Source organism: Proteus alimentorum (assembly GCF_002607735.1).
In the GTDB taxonomy this organism is placed as follows: domain Bacteria; phylum Pseudomonadota; class Gammaproteobacteria; order Enterobacterales; family Enterobacteriaceae; genus Proteus; species Proteus alimentorum.
Window position 1 is genome coordinate 222,588 of sequence record NZ_NBVR01000024.1, and the last position, 18,670, is coordinate 241,257.

Annotated in this window: 13 protein-coding genes; 11 read left to right on the plus strand and 2 right to left on the minus strand. The window is 40.7% G+C overall.

What is annotated here, in order from left to right:
* Position 1 precedes the first annotated feature (1 nt).
* The 9 genes from murD (at position 2) to lpxC (ending at position 9,793) form a co-directional block, all read left to right on the plus strand.
* The gene (murD, locus tag B6258_RS07920; RefSeq protein ID WP_099074802.1) at positions 2-1,312 is read left to right on the plus strand and encodes a UDP-N-acetylmuramoyl-L-alanine--D-glutamate ligase; all 1,311 of its coding nucleotides are present in this window, start codon (positions 2-4) and stop codon (positions 1,310-1,312) included.
* The gene (ftsW, locus tag B6258_RS07925; protein ID WP_099074803.1) at positions 1,312-2,505 is read left to right on the plus strand and encodes a cell division protein FtsW; all 1,194 of its coding nucleotides are present in this window, start codon (positions 1,312-1,314) and stop codon (positions 2,503-2,505) included. Before murD ends, ftsW begins: the two co-directional genes overlap by 1 nt.
* Entirely contained in the window at positions 2,502-3,584 is a 1,083-nt protein-coding gene (gene murG, locus B6258_RS07930; protein WP_099074804.1) for an undecaprenyldiphospho-muramoylpentapeptide beta-N-acetylglucosaminyltransferase, read from the plus strand. The genes ftsW and murG overlap by 4 nt, the downstream gene beginning before the upstream one ends.
* Before the next feature lie 41 nt (positions 3,585-3,625).
* On the plus strand, positions 3,626-5,089 hold the full coding sequence (gene murC / locus B6258_RS07935; protein ID WP_099074805.1) for a UDP-N-acetylmuramate--L-alanine ligase: 1,464 nt from the start codon (positions 3,626-3,628) through the stop codon (positions 5,087-5,089).
* A 5-nt stretch (positions 5,090-5,094) separates the two neighbouring features.
* Complete coding sequence (locus tag B6258_RS07940) at positions 5,095-5,451, plus strand: hypothetical protein (RefSeq protein ID WP_099074806.1); 357 nt, start codon at positions 5,095-5,097, stop codon at positions 5,449-5,451.
* A 1-nt stretch (position 5,452) separates the two neighbouring features.
* On the plus strand, positions 5,453-6,238 hold the full coding sequence (gene ftsQ, locus B6258_RS07945) for a cell division protein FtsQ (protein WP_099074807.1): 786 nt from the start codon (positions 5,453-5,455) through the stop codon (positions 6,236-6,238).
* Positions 6,239-6,283: 45 nt separating this feature from the next.
* Positions 6,284-7,540: a cell division protein FtsA gene (gene ftsA, locus B6258_RS07950; RefSeq protein WP_098942190.1), complete on the plus strand. Its 1,257-nt coding sequence runs from the start codon at positions 6,284-6,286 to the stop codon at positions 7,538-7,540.
* 70 nt (positions 7,541-7,610) lie between these two features.
* Positions 7,611-8,777 carry a cell division protein FtsZ gene (gene ftsZ, locus B6258_RS07955; protein ID WP_023581499.1) on the plus strand — a complete coding sequence of 389 codons (1,167 nt, stop codon included), beginning with the start codon at positions 7,611-7,613 and terminating at the stop codon, positions 8,775-8,777.
* 98 nt (positions 8,778-8,875) lie between these two features.
* Positions 8,876-9,793: a UDP-3-O-acyl-N-acetylglucosamine deacetylase gene (lpxC, locus tag B6258_RS07960; protein ID WP_036913397.1), complete on the plus strand. Its 918-nt coding sequence runs from the start codon at positions 8,876-8,878 to the stop codon at positions 9,791-9,793.
* Between the two features lie 34 nt (positions 9,794-9,827).
* Here lpxC and B6258_RS07965 read toward each other — a convergent pair whose 3' ends face one another.
* Entirely contained in the window at positions 9,828-10,343 is a 516-nt protein-coding gene (locus B6258_RS07965) for a DUF721 domain-containing protein (protein WP_099074808.1), read from the minus strand.
* Between the two features lie 45 nt (positions 10,344-10,388).
* Here B6258_RS07965 and secM point away from each other — a divergent pair, with 45 nt between their 5' ends.
* Together secM and secA are read left to right on the plus strand one after the other, a co-directional pair.
* Positions 10,389-10,916, plus strand: a complete 528-nt coding sequence (secM, locus tag B6258_RS07970) for a secA translation cis-regulator SecM (protein WP_099074809.1) — start codon at positions 10,389-10,391, stop codon at positions 10,914-10,916.
* A 99-nt stretch (positions 10,917-11,015) separates the two neighbouring features.
* Positions 11,016-13,724, plus strand: coding sequence for a preprotein translocase subunit SecA (gene secA, locus B6258_RS07975; protein WP_099074810.1), 2,709 nt, complete (start codon positions 11,016-11,018; stop codon positions 13,722-13,724).
* Between the two features lie 212 nt (positions 13,725-13,936).
* On the opposite strand, the gene hpmA is transcribed toward secA, so the two are convergent.
* The gene (gene hpmA, locus B6258_RS07980; protein ID WP_099074811.1) at positions 13,937-18,670 is read right to left on the minus strand and encodes a calcium-independent hemolysin HpmA; all 4,734 of its coding nucleotides are present in this window, start codon (positions 18,668-18,670) and stop codon (positions 13,937-13,939) included.

Sequence of the window (18,670 nt, forward strand, 5' to 3'; positions counted from 1 at the left end):
GATGGCAAATTATCAGGGAAAAAAAGTGGTTGTTGTTGGGCTTGGTATAACAGGCCTTTCCTGCGTTGACTTTTTTATCCGCCAAGGTGTTACACCTAAGGTTATTGATACACGCCAAAAACCAGGAGGCTTAGATAAGCTTCCTGCTGACGTTGAATATCATACAGGCAGTTTTCATCAAGCATGGCTTAACGATGCTGATCTCATTATCTCAAGTCCGGGTATTGCACTTTCGACACCTGAGCTTATTGAGGCAGCAAATCAGGGTGTTGAAATTGTTGGTGATATTGAACTGTTTTGCCGTGAAGCCAAAGCACCTATTGTCGCGATTACTGGCTCTAACGGTAAAAGCACAGTGACAACGCTGGTAGGTGAAATGGCCCGCGCGGAGGGTATTCGCGTTGGCGTCGGTGGCAATATCGGCGTTCCAGCTCTGACCCTATTAACCGAGCCTCATGATTTATATGTATTAGAGCTATCAAGCTTTCAACTCGAAACGACTTATAGCTTACAAGCCGCTGCTGCAACGGTGTTAAATATTAGCGAAGATCATATGAATCGCTATCCGTTAGGATTAGAGCAATACCGGGAAGCAAAACTGCGTATCTACGATAATGCTAAAACCTGTATTTATAACGAAGATGATGCGTTAACACTACCGCTAGCAGGTAAAGATAATCGTTGTGTTAGTTTTGGTGTCGGACAAGGTGATTATCAGCTTGATAATACGAACCGTATTTTAAAAGTGAAAGGTGAAAAAGTCCTTTCAACGGCTGAGATGTATCTTTCAGGACAGCATAACTATACCAATGCATTAGCCGCATTAGCACTGGCTGATGCAGTGGGTCTTTCGCGTAAAGCTGCAACCGAGGTACTGAAAACGTATCACGGCCTTGCTCACCGTTTTCAATTAGTTTACTCACATCAAAATGTACGTTGGATAAATGATTCGAAAGCCACCAATGTGGGAAGCACCGAAGCAGCATTACGAGGACTCGAAGTTGAAGGCACACTACATCTTTTATTAGGTGGTGATGGAAAATCGGCTGACTTCACTTCTTTATTGCCTTATATCAGCGGCACCAATATTCGTCTGTACTGTTTTGGACAAGATGGACAAGCCTTGGCAAATCTACGACCAGATGTCTCTTTATTAACAGTGACAATGGAAGAAGCCATGCGAGCTTTAGCGCCCACTGTAAAATCAGGAGATATGGTGTTGCTTTCTCCTGCATGCGCAAGCTTAGATCAGTTTAAATGTTTTGAGCAGCGTGGGGATGAATTTGCACGTTTGGCAAGGGAGCTTGGCTGATGAGCATATTCGCAATGCGAAGATTAAAACAGTGGCTAGTGGGTAGTTATCAAACTGAGAATACGGCATTTGTGCCGTATGATCGCGCTTTGCTCTGGTTTACTTTCGGATTAGCGGTTGTCGGCTTTGTTATGGTGACATCAGCGTCAATGCCTGTTGGTCAACGTCTTGCAGAAGATCCTTTCTTATTTGCTAAACGTGATGGTATCTATATCGTTGTCGCATTTTGTATTGCGTTAGTCACCATGCGTATCCCAATGGCAATTTGGCAACGTTATAGCAGCTTAATGTTGTTTGGTTCGATACTCCTTTTATTGGTGGTATTGGGAGTAGGGAGTTCCGTTAATGGTGCTTCACGCTGGATTGCTGTGGGGCCATTAAATTTCCAGCCTGCTGAATTATCAAAACTAGCACTGTTTTGTTATCTATCGAGCTACTTAGTCCGAAAAGTTGAAGAAGTGAGAAATAACTTTTGGGGTTTCTGTAAGCCGATGGGCGTGATGTTAGTACTGGCTGTTTTATTGTTATTACAACCAGACTTAGGAACCGTTGTAGTTTTATTCGTAACAACATTAGCGCTGTTATTTTTAGCGGGTGCTAAAATTTGGCAATTCTTAGCCATTATTGGTTCAGGAATTGCCGCTGTTGTTATGTTGATTATTGTTGAGCCTTACCGTGTTCGACGTATTACTTCTTTCTTAGAACCTTGGGAAGATCCATTTGGTAGCGGTTATCAGCTTACACAATCTCTAATGGCATTTGGTCGTGGCGATTTACTTGGACAAGGTTTAGGAAACTCAGTACAAAAACTAGAATATTTACCTGAGGCACATACCGACTTTATTTTCTCTATTCTTGCAGAAGAACTTGGTTATATCGGTGTGGTTTTGGTGCTTTTAATGGTATTCTTCATCGCTTTTCGCGCGATGCAAATTGGACGACGTGCGCTGATCCTCGATCAACGTTTTTCAGGCTTTTTAGCTTGCTCTATCGGGATCTGGTTTACATTCCAATCATTGGTCAATGTAGGCGCAGCAGCGGGCATGTTACCCACAAAGGGATTAACCCTTCCTCTTATTAGTTACGGTGGTTCGAGCTTGATTATTATGTCAACCGCCATCGTGATGTTATTACGAATTGATTATGAAACACGTCTAGCACAAGCTCAGGCGTTTGTAAGGAGCCCGAAATGAGCGAGCGTAGACGCCGTTTAATGGTTATGGCTGGTGGTACTGGGGGACATGTATTCCCAGGACTGGCTGTTGCTCATTATCTACAATCTCAAGGTTGGGAAATTCGATGGTTAGGAACGTCGGATAGAATGGAAGCCGATTTAGTCCCTAAGCACGGTATTGAAATTGAATTTATTCGCATTTCAGGTTTACGTGGTAAAGGTATTAAAGCGTTAATCGCAGCACCTATTCGTATTATTAAAGCGATTTTTCAAGCTCGTACCATTATGAAGCGCTATCAACCAGATGCTGTACTTGGTATGGGGGGATATGTTTCAGGCCCCGGTGGTGTTGCTGCTTGGATGTGTGGGATCCCCGTTATTTTGCATGAGCAAAATGGTATTGCTGGATTAACCAATCGATGGTTATCGAAAATTGCTAAACGTGTATTACAGGCTTTTCCGGGGGCATTTCCTAAAGCACCCGTTGTTGGAAATCCTGTTCGTGAAGACGTATTGGCACTTGAAGCACCTTCAGTACGATTAAAAGAGAGAACAGGGCCTGTTCGTGTACTGATTATTGGGGGTAGCCAAGGTGCTAGAATTTTAAATCACACCTTACCTGTAGTTGCAGGTTTACTAGGTGAACATGTTACAATCTGGCATCAAGCAGGAAAAGGTGGCGAAAGTGATACAAAAACACGCTATCAGAACGAATTAGCAAAAAATTCAGTTAAATCTGAATATAAAGTTACTGAATTTATTGATGATATAGCGCAAGCTTACCAATGGGCTGATGTTGTTGTGTGTCGTTCGGGGGCATTAACGGTCAGCGAAATTGCCGCAGCGGGATTACCCGCTATTTTTGTTCCTTTCCAGCACAAAGATAGACAGCAATATTGGAATGCACTGCCGCTAGAAAAAGCGGGTGCTGCGCGAATTATCGAACAAAATGATTTAACGCCAGAAGTCATTGCACAAACCCTGAAAAATTGGGATAGAGAAACCTTGTTAGCGATGGCAGAGAAAGCAAAAAGCGTTGCGATTACGGATGCCACAGAGCGCGTAGCAAATGTGATAATCGAAGTGGCAAAAAAATAAACGTAACTTGTAACCATTAACTTAGAGTGAAGAAGTAAATAGTGAATACACAACAACTGGCAAAATTAAGATCGTTTGTGCCTGAAATGAGAAAAGTTAAGCATATTCACTTTATCGGCATCGGTGGTGCGGGTATGGGTGGGATTGCTGAAGTGCTGGCTAACGAAGGTTATGAAATCAGCGGTTCTGATTTAGCACCAAACGTAGTCACACAACAGCTCGTTGCCTTAGGCGCGACAGTCTATTTTAATCATCGCCCTGAAAATATTCGTGGTGCAAGTGTTGTTGTGGTTTCGACAGCAATCAGTGCTGAAAACCCTGAGATTATTGCAGCAAGAGAAGCGCGTATCCCAGTTATTCGTCGTGCTGAAATGTTGGCTGAATTGATGCGTTATCGTCATGGTGTTGCGATTGCTGGAACACATGGTAAAACGACAACAACAGCGATGATTTCAAATATTTATGGACAAGCGGGTTTAGATCCTACTTTTGTTAATGGTGGGCTTGTTAAATCGGCTGGCACGCATGCTCGCTTAGGTTGCAGTCGTTATTTAATTGCTGAAGCTGATGAAAGCGATGCATCATTTTTACATTTACAACCCATGGTTGCTGTCGTTACGAATATCGAAGCAGACCATATGGACACATATCACGGTAATTTTGACAATCTAAAAGAGACCTTTATTACCTTTTTGCACAATTTACCTTTCTATGGTCGTGCAGTGATGTGTCTGGATGACGATGTCATTCGTTCGATTATTCCTAAAGTGGGTCGTTATATTACGACTTATGGCTTTAGTGAAGATGCCGATGTTCGTATTACGCATTATGAACAAAAAGGGGCTCAGGGTTTTTTCACTATTTCTCGTGAAGGTATGCCTGATTTACAAGTTGTATTAAATGCACCCGGTCGCCATAACGCATTGAATGCGACAGCTGCGGTTGCTGTCGCCACAGAAGAAGGCATTGCTGACGAACATATTTTAGCTGCATTACTTAACTTCCAAGGTACTGGACGTCGTTTTGATTTCTTAGGTAACTACGGTCTTGAGCATGTTAATGGTCAAGAAGGTGAAGTGATGCTAGTGGATGATTATGGTCATCATCCAACAGAAGTTGATGCAACGATTAAAGCGGCGAGAGCAGGATGGCCAGATAAACGTCTAGTGATGATTTTCCAACCTCATCGCTATACACGTACTCGTGATTTATATGAAGACTTTGCCACTGTTCTCAATCAGGTTGATATTTTATTATTAACAGATGTTTATTCTGCAGGGGAGGCGCCTATTGCAGGTGCTGATAGTCGCTCACTTTGTCGAACAATTCGCCAACGTGGGAAGCTAGATCCTATCTGGGTTTCTGATGTGGCTAATATCTCATCAATATTAGCGGGTGTATTAACAGATAATGATCTTGTTTTAGTTCAAGGTGCTGGAAATATTGGTAAAATAGCGCGTCGCTTAGCAGATACGAAGTTACAGCCATCTTTCAGCGAGGATTAAGACGGATGTTTGAGCAAGTGAACATCATTTATGGTGAAATGGTCAATAAAATAACTGTAATGATGGAGTGTTATGAGAAAAATAACACTATATTAGCGAAAAAAATGATCGAGAATTCGCTTGCTCAAATCTATGTCGAGAAAAAATTTCAGTTAAAAAGTAAGAAAAACGCAGAAAAATTCGCAATTTCTTCTTTTAAAGTAAATAATTCTCAACAGATTGAACAATTTAGTGATTTAATTATCAAACCTAAAGGTGTTCATAAAGTATATATATGTAGGAAAAGTATTAATCGCTGGAATATCGGACAAAAGGATGGGCGATTCTCTTGTTTAAACGTTGCTCAGGAGTTAGCAGGTTAATATGTCACAAGCAGCGCTAAATATAAAAGAACACAAAGAGAAGCAACATTCTGACAGACCGAGTAATGGTACTTATTTATCAGGATTAATCTTTTTCTTATGTGTAATTGCCACCATCATTTGGGGTGGGATACAAGTGGTTAACTGGATGAAAGACGCAAATCGTCTGCCAATCTCAAAACTTGTATTAACGGGCGAGCGACATTACACAACGAATGATGATGTGCGTCAGGCCATTTTGTCTTTAGGACAGCCGGGCACATTTATGACACAGGATGTGAATATCATTCAGCAACAAATTGAACGCATGCCATGGATTAGGCAAGTCACTGTTCGTAAACAGTGGCCTGATGAACTTAAAATCCATCTGGTAGAGTATGTTCCTTTTACCCGTTGGAATGACACTTACTTTCTTGATAAAGAAGGGCGCGTTTTCAGCCTGCCAACGCAGTTGGAAAACAAAGGAAGTTATCCTTTGTTATATGGCCCTCAAGGAAGCGAAAAAATGGTGTTATCAGGTTATGTGGCAATGAGAGATCAGCTTCTTGCAAGTAACTTGAATTTAAAAGCAGCGTCAATGTCTGCCCGTCAAGGATGGCAATTAGTTTTAGACAATGATGTCCGATTGGAGTTAGGTCGTAAGGATAACGAAAAACGGATCGCTCGCTTTATTGAGTTGTATCCGATACTGCAACAACAAACAGATAAACGGGTTGATTACGTGGATCTGCGTTATGACAGTGGTGGTGCAGTCGGATGGGCTCCTTTATTACTTGAGAATGAATAAACAAGACGTGGCAGATGACACGATGAAGGCGAAGGCAGAACAATAATGATCAAAGCGACGGACAGAAAATTAGTAGTTGGTCTTGAGATTGGTACGGCCAAAGTAGCCACCCTTGTCGGTGAGATCCTGCCTGATGGTGTAGTGAATATTATCGGGGTGGGAAGTTGTCCATCTCGGGGCATGGATAAAGGTGGCGTTAATGATCTCGAATCCGTCGTAAAATGTGTACAACGGGCGGTAGATCAAGCTGAGTTGATGGCTGACTGTCAAATATCGTCAGTATATTTGGCGTTATCAGGCAAGCATATCAGTTGCCAAAATGAGATTGGTATGGTGCCAATTTCAGAAGAAGAAGTGACACAAGATGATGTTGATAGCGTGGTTCATACTGCGAAATCCGTCAAAGTAAAAGATGAACACCGTGTTTTACACGTTATACCGCAAGAGTATGCCATTGATTATCAAGAAGGGATCAAAAACCCAGTTGGATTATCGGGCGTGCGTATGCAGGCTAAAGTTCATTTAATTACCTGCCATAACGATATGGCAAAGAATATTGTAAAAGCAGTTGAACGCTGTGGGTTAAAAGTGGATCAACTGATTTTTGCGGGACTCGCTTCAAGTTTCGCTGTATTAACAGAAGATGAACGTGAATTAGGTGTGTGTGTTGTTGATATTGGTGGCGGTACAATGGATATCGCTATTTATACCGGTGGAGCATTAAGACATACCCGCGTTATTCCTTATGCAGGCAATGTTGTAACCAGTGATATCGCCTACGCGTTTGGCACTCCGCCAAATGATGCTGAAGCAATCAAAGTTCGCCATGGTTGTGCATTAGGATCTTTAGTTGGTAAAGATGAAAATGTCGAAGTTCCAAGTGTCGGAGGCAGACCACCAAGAAGTCTGCAACGACAAACTCTTGCTGAGGTGATTGAGCCTCGTTATACCGAACTGCTCAATCTTGTTAATGAAGAGATTTTAAAAGTTCAAGAACAGTTACGCCAGCAAGGGATTAAGCATCATTTAGCCGCAGGTATCGTGCTAACAGGTGGTGCTGCACAGATTGATGGACTTGTTGAATGTGCTCAACGTGTTTTCCACACGCAAGTACGGATCGGTAAACCGTTAAATATTACCGGGCTAACAGATTATGCGCAGGATCCCTACTACTCAACAGCGGTTGGGCTCTTGCATTACGGTAAAGAATCTCACTTTGGTGAGGAAACTGAAACCGAAAAACGCTCAGCTGTCGGTGGTTTATTTAAGAAACTCACTGGTTGGCTAAAAAGAGAGTTTTAATAATCAGACAAATTTAAAAAGAGGTCGTTTGAGCAAGCGGCCCTGAGAAGGCACAAAACGGAGAGAAATTATGTTTGAACCTATGGAATTAACCAACGATGCGGTGATCAAAGTCATCGGCGTTGGTGGCGGCGGCGGTAATGCGGTTGAGCACATGGTTCGTGAACGTATTGAAGGCGTAGATTTCTTTGCAGTCAATACGGATGCTCAAGCGCTACGTAAAACAGCGGTTGGACAGACTATCCAAATTGGTAATGCCATTACGAAAGGCTTAGGTGCAGGTGCAAATCCTGAAGTAGGTCGTAATGCAGCAGAGGAAGACCGTGAAGGGTTACGTGCAGCACTTGAAGGTGCTGATATGGTCTTTATCGCAGCCGGTATGGGCGGTGGTACGGGTACTGGTGCTGCGCCTGTTGTTGCAGAAGTGGCTAAAGAATTAGGCATTTTGACCGTTGCTGTAGTGACTAAGCCTTTTAATTTTGAAGGCAAAAAACGTATGGCATTTGCGGAACAAGGTATTACTGAGTTATCAAAACATGTTGACTCATTAATCACTATTCCAAATGACAAGTTATTAAAAGTATTGGGTCGTGGAATTTCATTATTAGATGCGTTTGGCGCAGCGAATGATGTATTAAAAGGCGCAGTTCAAGGTATCGCTGAGCTAATCACTCGCCCAGGTTTAATGAACGTTGACTTTGCTGACGTAAGAACTGTGATGTCTGAAATGGGTTATGCCATGATGGGATCGGGTGCTGCGAAAGGCGAAGATCGTGCTGAAGAAGCCGCTGAAATGGCGATTTCAAGTCCATTACTGGAAGATATCGACTTATCTGGCGCGCGTGGTGTGTTAGTCAACATCACTGCAGGCTTTGACTTACGTCTTGATGAATTTGAAACAGTGGGTAATACCATTCGTGCATTTGCATCAGATAATGCGACTGTGGTTATCGGTACATCCCTTGACCCAGAAATGAATGATGAATTGCGTGTGACTGTGGTTGCAACAGGTATTGGTATGGACAAACGTCCAGAAATTACGCTGGTAACTAATAAACAGAATCAGCAAAGCGCAATGGAGAATCGTTACCAGCAAATGCAAAATAGCATGTCTTCTTTCTCTGCTGTAGAAGAAAGCAAACCTGCTGCAAAAGCCGTTAATGAACAATCTACTCAGGCAAACAAAGAACCGGATTATTTAGATATCCCTGCGTTCCTGAGAAAACAGGCTGATTAATCGCCAAAAAGATTGGCATCTCCGCTTTTTGTGCTAAACTGTCCTGCCAATTATAAGTATAATGATTGGTAGGACGGATAACATTGCGAGATAAAATGATGATCAAACAACGGACATTAAAACGAATTGTACAAGCAACTGGTGTGGGACTTCACACGGGTAAAAAAGTTACGCTTACAATGCGTCCGGCGCCAGCAAATACTGGGGTCATCTACCGTCGTACTGACTTAAATCCACCGGTGGATTTTCCAGCAGACGCAAAATCAGTTCGTGACACTATGTTATGTACTTGCTTAGTTAACGAAGACGATGTGCGTATATCAACCGTTGAGCATTTAAACGCAGCACTGGCTGGTTTAGGCATTGATAATATCGTAATTGAAGTGAATGCACCTGAAATTCCAATTATGGATGGAAGTGCGGCACCTTTTGTTTTCTTGTTACTTGATGCGGGTATCGAAGAGCTTCGTACTGCGAAGAAATTCATTCGCATCAAAGAAACTGTACGAGTAGAAGATGGCGACAAATGGGCAGAGATGCGTCCATACAACGGGTTTAAATTAGATTTTACTATCGATTTTAATCACCCAGCCATTGATGCAAGTACACAGCGTTATAAATTAGATTTCTCCGCTGAATCTTTTATGAGCCAAATTAGCCGTGCTCGTACTTTTGGATTTATGCGTGATATCGAATACCTGCAATCTAAAGGATTGTGTTTAGGCGGAAGCTTCGATTGTGCAATCGTCGTTGATGATTATCGTGTTCTCAATGATGATGGTCTGCGTTTTGAAGATGAATTCGTTCGTCACAAAATGTTGGATGCAATTGGTGATTTATTTATGTGTGGCTATAACATTATCGGTGAATTCACCGCGTTTAAATCAGGTCACGCACTGAACAATAAATTGCTCCAAGCTGTATTAGCAAAAGAATCTGCGTGGGAGTTCGTCACATTTGAAGACGAAGCACAAATGCCAGTGGCATTTAAAGCGCCCTCAATGGTCTTTGCTTAATTCCTGCGAAGGAAAGAACGTTAATTATCTCTAATTAACGTTCATCTTTGGCTGTACTTGTACTCTCTCCGGCAAGTGCAGCCAACCGTTCTAATCTCTCTCTTAATTTCTTCGGGCTTTTTTCTGCCAAATATTTCAATGACTGTGCGCTTTCTAAACTTAAGTGACGTCTCTTTGTCGGCTCTTGCTCTTTTAATGATGATATTAAAGATCTTTTTTCCTGTTTTATTCCCAAAGACGGATTTATTTTGATGTCTATTGAGGATAAGGATGGTAAAATTTCTTGTCTCAATGCGGAAAGTAATGACGGGGTTTCATAACGTAATCGCGTTAACCAACTTGCGTTTGCAACTTCAATAATTAAAATGGCATTGCGATAATTTGCGACACGGCACTTATCTCGTAAAGGAACGGGCAAAAGAGCCATGACGGCGCGATTTAATTTTAGTAAAATTGTTGCACGCTGTTGGATAAGTTGTAATGTACTCTTGTTGGAACCTTCAAGTTCAATGAAGATTTTTTCCAATGATTGTGGGTAACTATCCCGCATAGATTTTGACTCCACAAAATAAAAATTAATGAGCAACGAAGGTTAATGAGCATTATAAGTTTTTGGCGACAGTTTGGCAGGCGATATTTTTGGTCGCACCTGCTTTTAGGGATGGTAGCAGCAGGTATTGGAATACCTTCGCTGTTGTCTGCCCATGCCGAAAATCCACAGCAAACTGATACCCCTTCATCTCAAAACCGTCAAAGTCAGGCACTTATTGCGTTTGATAACTTATTCTTACGCCAAAGTGTACAGAATCCTGCTTCATCCTTCACCTTTAATTACTGGCAACAACACGCAGTAAAAAATGTGATTAAACAGCTCTCTTTTGCATTCACCATTAATTCGCCTGAATTGATGGTTAAAGCCAAAGATGAACCGTTACCTGTTTCTAATGTTGCAGAGGTTATGCTTGATACTCTGTATGCCTTATTAACAGAGACTCCATCATCGGCACTAAGCAACCTTCCTCTTTCTGGCTATGTTTTAGTACAGAATACAATTTCCTATCATACCGGATTATGGCTTGCACAAATCCGAGGTATTCGCGCAGGGCCTTACCTAACAGCTTAATTGAGTCACTTAATCTAATAAGATTATGATTATCTCTGTTTATTGATAAATACAGAGGCTGTTTTCGGCGTTTCACGCCATAAATGAGAATAAAGATTTATGTTAGGTAAAATTGTAACCAAAATTTTTGGTAGTCGTAATGATCGTTCAATCCGTCGTATGCGCAAAGTTGTTGTTGAAATTAATAAACTAGAACCAGAATTTGAAAAGCTGACGGATGATGAGCTAAAAGCGAAAACAAATGAATTTCGTGAGCGTTTAAAAAACGGTGAGAAAGAAGAAGATATTTTACCTGAAGCATTTGCTACTGTTCGTGAAGCAAGTAAGCGCGTCTTTGGTATGCGTCACTTCGATGTACAGTTAATTGGTGGTATGGTTCTAAATGAGCGTTGTATTGCAGAGATGCGTACAGGTGAAGGTAAAACATTAACCGCAACATTACCTGCATACTTAAATGCGCTATCAGGTAAAGGGGTTCACGTTGTTACTGTCAATGACTATCTGGCACAACGTGACGCCGAAAATAACCGACCTCTGTTTGAATTCTTAGGTTTAAGCGTTGGTATCAACTTGCCAAATATGGCACCACCAGTAAAACGCGAAGCTTATAATGCTGATATCACTTATGGTACGAACAATGAGTTCGGTTTCGACTATCTCCGTGACAACATGGCATTTAGTCCCCAAGAGCGTGTTCAACGTAAATTACACTATGCATTAGTGGATGAGGTTGACTCAATCTTAATCGATGAAGCGCGTACACCTCTGATCATTTCAGGCCCAGCAGAAGACAGTTCTGAGCTTTATATCCAAATGAATAAAGTGATCCCTCACTTGATCCCTCAAGAAAAAGAAGACTCAGATACTTTCCAAGGTGAAGGTGATTACTCTGTTGATGAAAAAACACGTCAAGTGAACATCACTGAACGCGGTCTGGTTAAAATTGAAGGGTTATTAGCAGATGCAGGCATGATGAAAGAAGGGGAGTCTTTATACTCACCCGCTAATATTATGTTAATGCACCATGTGACAGCAGCATTACGTGCTCACGCACTGTTTACCAAAGACGTTGACTACATTGTTAAAGATGGCGAAGTTATCATTGTTGACGAACATACTGGTCGTACAATGCAAGGTCGTCGTTGGTCTGATGGTTTACACCAAGCGGTTGAAGCAAAAGAAGGTGTGAAGATCCAAAATGAGAACCAGACATTAGCATCAATCACATTCCAAAACTATTTCCGTTTATACGAAAAATTAGCGGGGATGACCGGTACTGCAGATACTGAAGCGTTCGAGTTTAACTCTATTTATCGATTAGAAACAATTGTTATCCCAACGAACCGCCCAATGGTACGTAAAGATCTCCCTGACTTAGTCTATATGAATGAGCAAGGTAAATTTGCAGCTATTATTGAAGATATTCGTGAACGAACTCAAAATGGCCAGCCTGTTCTTGTCGGTACCATTTCAATTGAAAAATCAGAAGAAATTTCTAAAGCATTGACTAAAGCGAATGTTCACCATAACGTGCTGAATGCGAAATTCCACGCCATGGAAGCGGACATTATTGCTAACGCAGGTTTACCTTCAGCGGTAACAATCGCAACTAACATGGCGGGTCGTGGTACCGATATCGTGTTAGGGGGTAGCTGGCAAACTGAAGTGGCTAAACTTGAAGAGCCAACTGAAGAGCAAATCGAAGAAATCAAAGCTAAATGGAAAGAGCGTCATGATGCAGTATTAGCATCAGGTGGTTTACATATCATTGGTACTGAGCGTCATGAATCTCGTCGTATTGATAACCAGTTACGTGGTCGTGCGGGTCGTCAAGGGGATGAAGGTTCTTCTCGTTTCTATTTGTCTATGGAAGACTCCTTAATGCGTATTTTTGCTTCAGACAAAGTGTCTGGCATGATGCGTAAATTAGGCATGAATGAAACCGAAGCGATTGAGCACCCTTGGGTAACTAAAGCAATTGCAAACGCACAACGTAAAGTAGAAAACCGCAACTTTGATATTCGTAAGCAATTGCTTGAATATGATGATGTGGCAAATGACCAGCGTCGTGCAATTTATACTCAGCGTAATGAATTACTGGATGTAGCAGACGTAAGCGAAACTATCGATAGCATTCGTCAAGACGTCTTCACTTCAATGATTGATAACTATATTCCACCTCAATCACTAGAAGAAATGTGGGATATCGAAGGTTTAACGGCATGTCTACAAAAAGACTTTGATTTAAATTTACCAATCAAAGAGTGGTTAGATAAAGAGCCAGAATTACACGAAGAAACATTACGTGAGCGTATTTTAGAAAAATCTATCGAAGTTTATAAAGCAAAAGAAGAAATCGTTAGTGCTGAAATGATGCGTAACTTCGAAAAAGGCGTGATGTTGCAAACGCTGGATTCACTGTGGAAAGAGCACTTGGCAGCAATGGATTATTTACGTCAAGGTATCCACTTACGTGGTTATGCACAAAAAGATCCAAAACAAGAGTACAAACGTGAATCGTTCGCTATGTTTGCTAACATGTTGGAATCACTGAAATATGAAGTGATCAGCACACTAAGCAAAGTACAAGTGCGTTTACCTGAAGAAGTTGAAGAGTTAGAGCGTCGTCGTCGTGAAGAAGCTGAGCGTTTAGCTAAACAACAACAATTAAGCCATGAAGTGACAAAAGAATCTCAAATGTCAGCAGTAGATGGTCAAGTTGCCGCAGGTAAAAAAGTCGGTCGTAATGAACCATGCCCTTGTGGATCAGGTAAGAAATTTAAGCATTGTCATGGTCAGTTAGGTTAGTTATTGATTTTATATGATGATAAGCCTGTAACACATTGATTAAAACAAGACCCACTTAGTGATAAGTGGGTCTTGTTTATTGGCTCTGACCCGTCCTAAATCAGGTTGACACTTTTCCATATTGAAATTGATACATAAAAAACCCGCTTATTGTGATAACAAGCGGGTTTGGTTTACAAAAGAATAGGCATTACTCTTTTATAGGGTGTCTATTATTTTTCAGAAATAGACGATTTTGTGTTTACAGTTTCATTCACTTTAACGGGTGATTTTAATGATAAGTCACCACCTGCAAGTTGTTTCACTAAATCAACAGCAGATGATTTCAGATCAAGATCTGCACCTGCTTCATATTGATGACCTTCAATATTGTTTAATTGAACGTTACTACCACCTAAATCAACCTGACCTTGTTCGCTTTTAATTTCAGCACCTGTAAGTTTAGTTGTGCCACTTACATTTAATGAAATATCATTTTTGCTTGTTAAGGTTGTTGTCTGATTAACAGCATCATTATCAATATGAGAAACTTTAATATCTGCATTCGCCGTATGGCCTTCAGCACCTGTTACGATATTTTTGATACCATTACCTACTGTGCCAACACCTTTATCAATTTTGGCTTTCGTTTCGCCACTGATACCGGTTTTATCTGCGATAGTTGAAGAGAGTGAATTGTATTTATCAGAGATAACATCAGTTGCAGATTTAATACCTGAATCAATAGTTTCTTTGATTGTATTTTCTAATAATGATCCACCTGCTTTAGCTGTTTTATCAACTTGGCTCGATTTAGGATCATTGTTGTGGTTGTAACCGATATTTACATCAACATTAACGTGACGATCGCTGTCTTTTTGGCTAGTGATTGTAAAGTCACCCCCTACATTACCCGTCACACTATCCGCAGAAATATTTGCACCAGAAAGAGCGAGATTTTTGTCGCTATTTACCGTTAATGTGCCTGTTTCTATTGATGCATTTTGGTGTGTAGATTTTTGTTGATCTTCAACGTTTACTAAAACTTTGCCACCAATATTATGGATAGAAGTTGCTGGATTTTCTTCTGTCACTTCTTTTGGCGTCGTATTCGTTTGTTTGCCATTTAAAGAGATATCAGTTCCCCAATTATTTTTGTAATCAGTGGATTGTGCTGATGTCAGCGTGATATCACCAGATTGAGAGGTTAATTGTGTATCTTTGCTATTAACTTTAGTCCCTTGAAGATTAATAGAGCTACCGTTAACGGTTAAATTACCTTGGTTAGCAATAGTTCCACCTTCACGAGAGACTGTTTTTTCATCTTGCTTACCAATAGCAAATTCAGCGCCACCTAACCCATTAACAGAAGATGATTTATCTCCTGTTTTTTGACCAAAGCCCGCTTGTAATCCACCAGATAAGTTCTTACCTGTTTCAGTACGTTGAGATTCTGTTGCTTGGAAATCAACTTTGTTAGTTGCCGTCAGAGCAACATCATTTTCGCTGGTTAAATGAGTACCTTGTAAAGTCAGATTATGGCCTGAATTTAACTCAATACCTTGAGAGCCATTCACTGAACCTGCTTTTGCTGTTGTTTGATCTTTTTGATGATTAGCGCCACCTGCGTTAAAACCGCCACCGTAATCTTTACTGTCTGGTGTTGTACCGACTTTCAGGTTTGCACTGCCATTCACGTTATGTTGGCTTTCAGAATGAGTATCTGTTGCTTGTGCAAGTGTTAAATCACCGCCAGCATTAATGACCATTTTCCCATCTTGAGCATCAAATTTAGCGCCTTCATAATGTGCGTCTTCACGTACATTAATATTGATATTACCCGTTGAATTAAACTGGCTACCATCAGCTTTCGTTGTGGTTAAGTTTGTGTCAGTAGTTTTACCTTCACCTTTAATGGCAACAGTAATATCACTACCTGTTTTCGTGCTGACACCAACTTGACCCCCCCCCGTTGTTTCATGGAAGGACTCTTGGTGTTGATTTTGCGCCGCTTCACTGGTGTGAGAGTTAGCAGTTAGAGCAATATCACCTTGGGTAGATTGATAATGAGTACCTTGGTCACGTAAGTTGTTATTACTATCAGAATTGATTTTACTCGCAGTAATTGATGTTGAAACTGCTTGGCTATCGCTTTGTGATTTCTGACTACCGCCTCCTTTAATACCAACTTCAACACCGACATTAGGTGCTTCTAAATTACTTAAGTTAGCAAGATTGCTAATAGCATCTTTAAAGGTAACTTTCTTATCCATATCGGTATTGTTACCCGGTTTTGTGGTATCAATTCCGTCTTCTACTGCTTTTTTAATCGGTTTAGTCACACCGCTATAATCAAGATTAACACCCACATCGACACCGATATTTAAGGTATCTGTTTTCGATGTTGCACTGTCATTTGCAGCAAGGTGATTGATATTTTCACCTGATTCTTTATACGCACCATCAACTTTGTGTGATGCACCTTGATGCGTCACATCATTGTTTGCAGTCATGGTTAAATCACCTGCAACTTGAGTTTCGCTACCTTTATTTTTGGTGATCTCAGTTGTTGTATGCTGTTTGTCATATTGGAAATCAGCTTTACTACCGATTTTATCAACTCCACCGGTATAGCTAAAACCACCTGAGATGGTTCTATCTGTACTGTCTGTTTCTTTTTTGTTTTCTGTTGCAACAAAAGCAATATTGTCACCAGAAACAGTGGCATTACCCGCAGTTGTTTTTAAATCAGAACCTGCAAAAGTGACATCTTTATCCGCTTGAACTTTAACACTGCCACCACTAATAGTAGATCCGACTTGTTCAGTTTCAGTGCTATTGTTTTTATTGGAGGTATGCGTGATATGAAAACCTGCGCTATATTGCTTGTCTTCGACTTCTTTAGCATGACCCGTGATCTCTAATGATGTTTTTTCATCATTGATTTTTGTGGTTTGCTGTGCAGATTTAACGTTGATGTCACCTAACGATTTAATACCTAACTCATCAGCACTTTTAATTAAGCTACCAATGACGTTAACATCTTTGCCACTGACTACAGTTAACTCTGCATCAGAAACTAATTCACTACCCGTTGAATGCTGTTGGTTAGTTTCATTCTTGTGAGAATTTTTAGTGATGTTAAATGCTGTACCTGTACGTTCATCTGTTTTTGTAATGGTTTCGCTAATCGCATTATCAATAACAACATCACCTTGAGTCGTTTTAACAAAGGCACCTTGATTGCCTTTTACTTGACTACCTGTGACTTTGACACTGTTATCTGCTGCAAGTAACAGTTGTCCGTCAGCCGTTAATTGTGTTGAATGGCTGACTTCTTGTTTGTTGTTATTATTCTTATTATTACCGCCACCGATACCCCCCCAAACAACATGATTGTTGGTTACTGTTTTATCATTATTGGTATTTTGAACATTAAGATTGATGTTCTCTTTGGCATTAACAACAACATTCTCATTAGAATGTAATTTTGCACCTTGAGCGGTAACTGAGCCTTCAGCATTTAAGCCGAGCGTTTTACCTGCGGTCAGTTCACTCGCTTTTAAGGTTTCTGTTTGATGGCTATTGCTCCAGCTACCTGTTTCTAAACGAGAAGTATGGTTGCGTTTATAGCCGTTTTCACTGCGATTTTCTTTTTCAACTAATCCATTGATATTAATATCTTTATTGGCATTGATGGCCAGTGTGTTACCAGCATTAACTTTGGCGCCTTCAAGTGTTACATCACCTTTAGTTGCCGTTAATGTTGCACTGTTTTTAGCATCAATATGGCTACCAACTTGCTGTACTAGCTCTTTTTCTTTAGTGACATCATATTGCCAAGAATAGAACCAACGATTGTCAGTATCTGTGTCTTTTTGTTGTAACTGTTTACCATCAACAGTTAAATGAGCCCCTTGTAATAAAATATCATCCCCCATTAAATCAGAGGCTTTGATTTGGTTTTTATTACCAGCGACTAAAGTGATGTTTTTACCTTTTAACTCTGTTTTTGTCAGAGTCTGGCTTGAACCACTGTTATTAACAGCAATACCTCCACGGTAATTTTGATAATTTTCACTACCCTCTTTGTCGTAACTGTCGTAACGAACTTGGCTATCCGTTTGAATATTGTCCGCGCTGACACTTAATTCGTTATCAGCAACAAATTTACCTGTTAATTTAACACCACTCCCTTCTGCGGTATTAATGATGCGGATACGACCAGATTGCATACTTCCAAAGAAATAACTATCTAAGGCAGACGCGGGTTTTTGCGATGAAAGAATATCAAAGCGTTGAGAGAAGGTATTTTGACCCGTTAATGCAGAAATCTCTGCCGCTGTTATTTTACCTCGGCTATCAATGCGAGGTGCAATTAAATCTAAAAGACTGGGTGCATGTAATCCATTTTTACCAATAGAAAGTAAATTCGTATTATTAAGCGTGCTGTAACCTTTTAACTCACCATTTTCAAACAGTGGATTACCTACAACCAACGAAGATCGGCTGGTATTGATAAAACCGCATCCATCACAAGTAATACCATTTGGGTTAGAAAGCACATATTCCGCAGCGATACCAAAAACTTCTTGCTGACCTAATAAGAACGAAGGGTTACGACTAACAACTTCATTTAAAATTAAAGAAGCGGCTTGTCCATTTAAGTTACTGTTGGCATTTAGCTGTCCAACAAGCTGTGATTGTCCTGCCTCTAAAGCGTTGTTAAAAACAGCCCCTGGTTTACCTACATTAAAATCTTGATATTGGTTATGAGAGATACCTTCGTTATTGGGTGTAACGATATTAATGACTTGAGTGCCACCATTCACTGATGAAACATTCGGTCCTTGATTGCCCGCATCAGGAACAATACCGCCAGCATATGCATTTAGTGATACAAAAATAATCGCTAAAGATGCAGCAAGCCTACCCGAAGGAGAGAGCTTGAAGTTTTTTGATTTCAT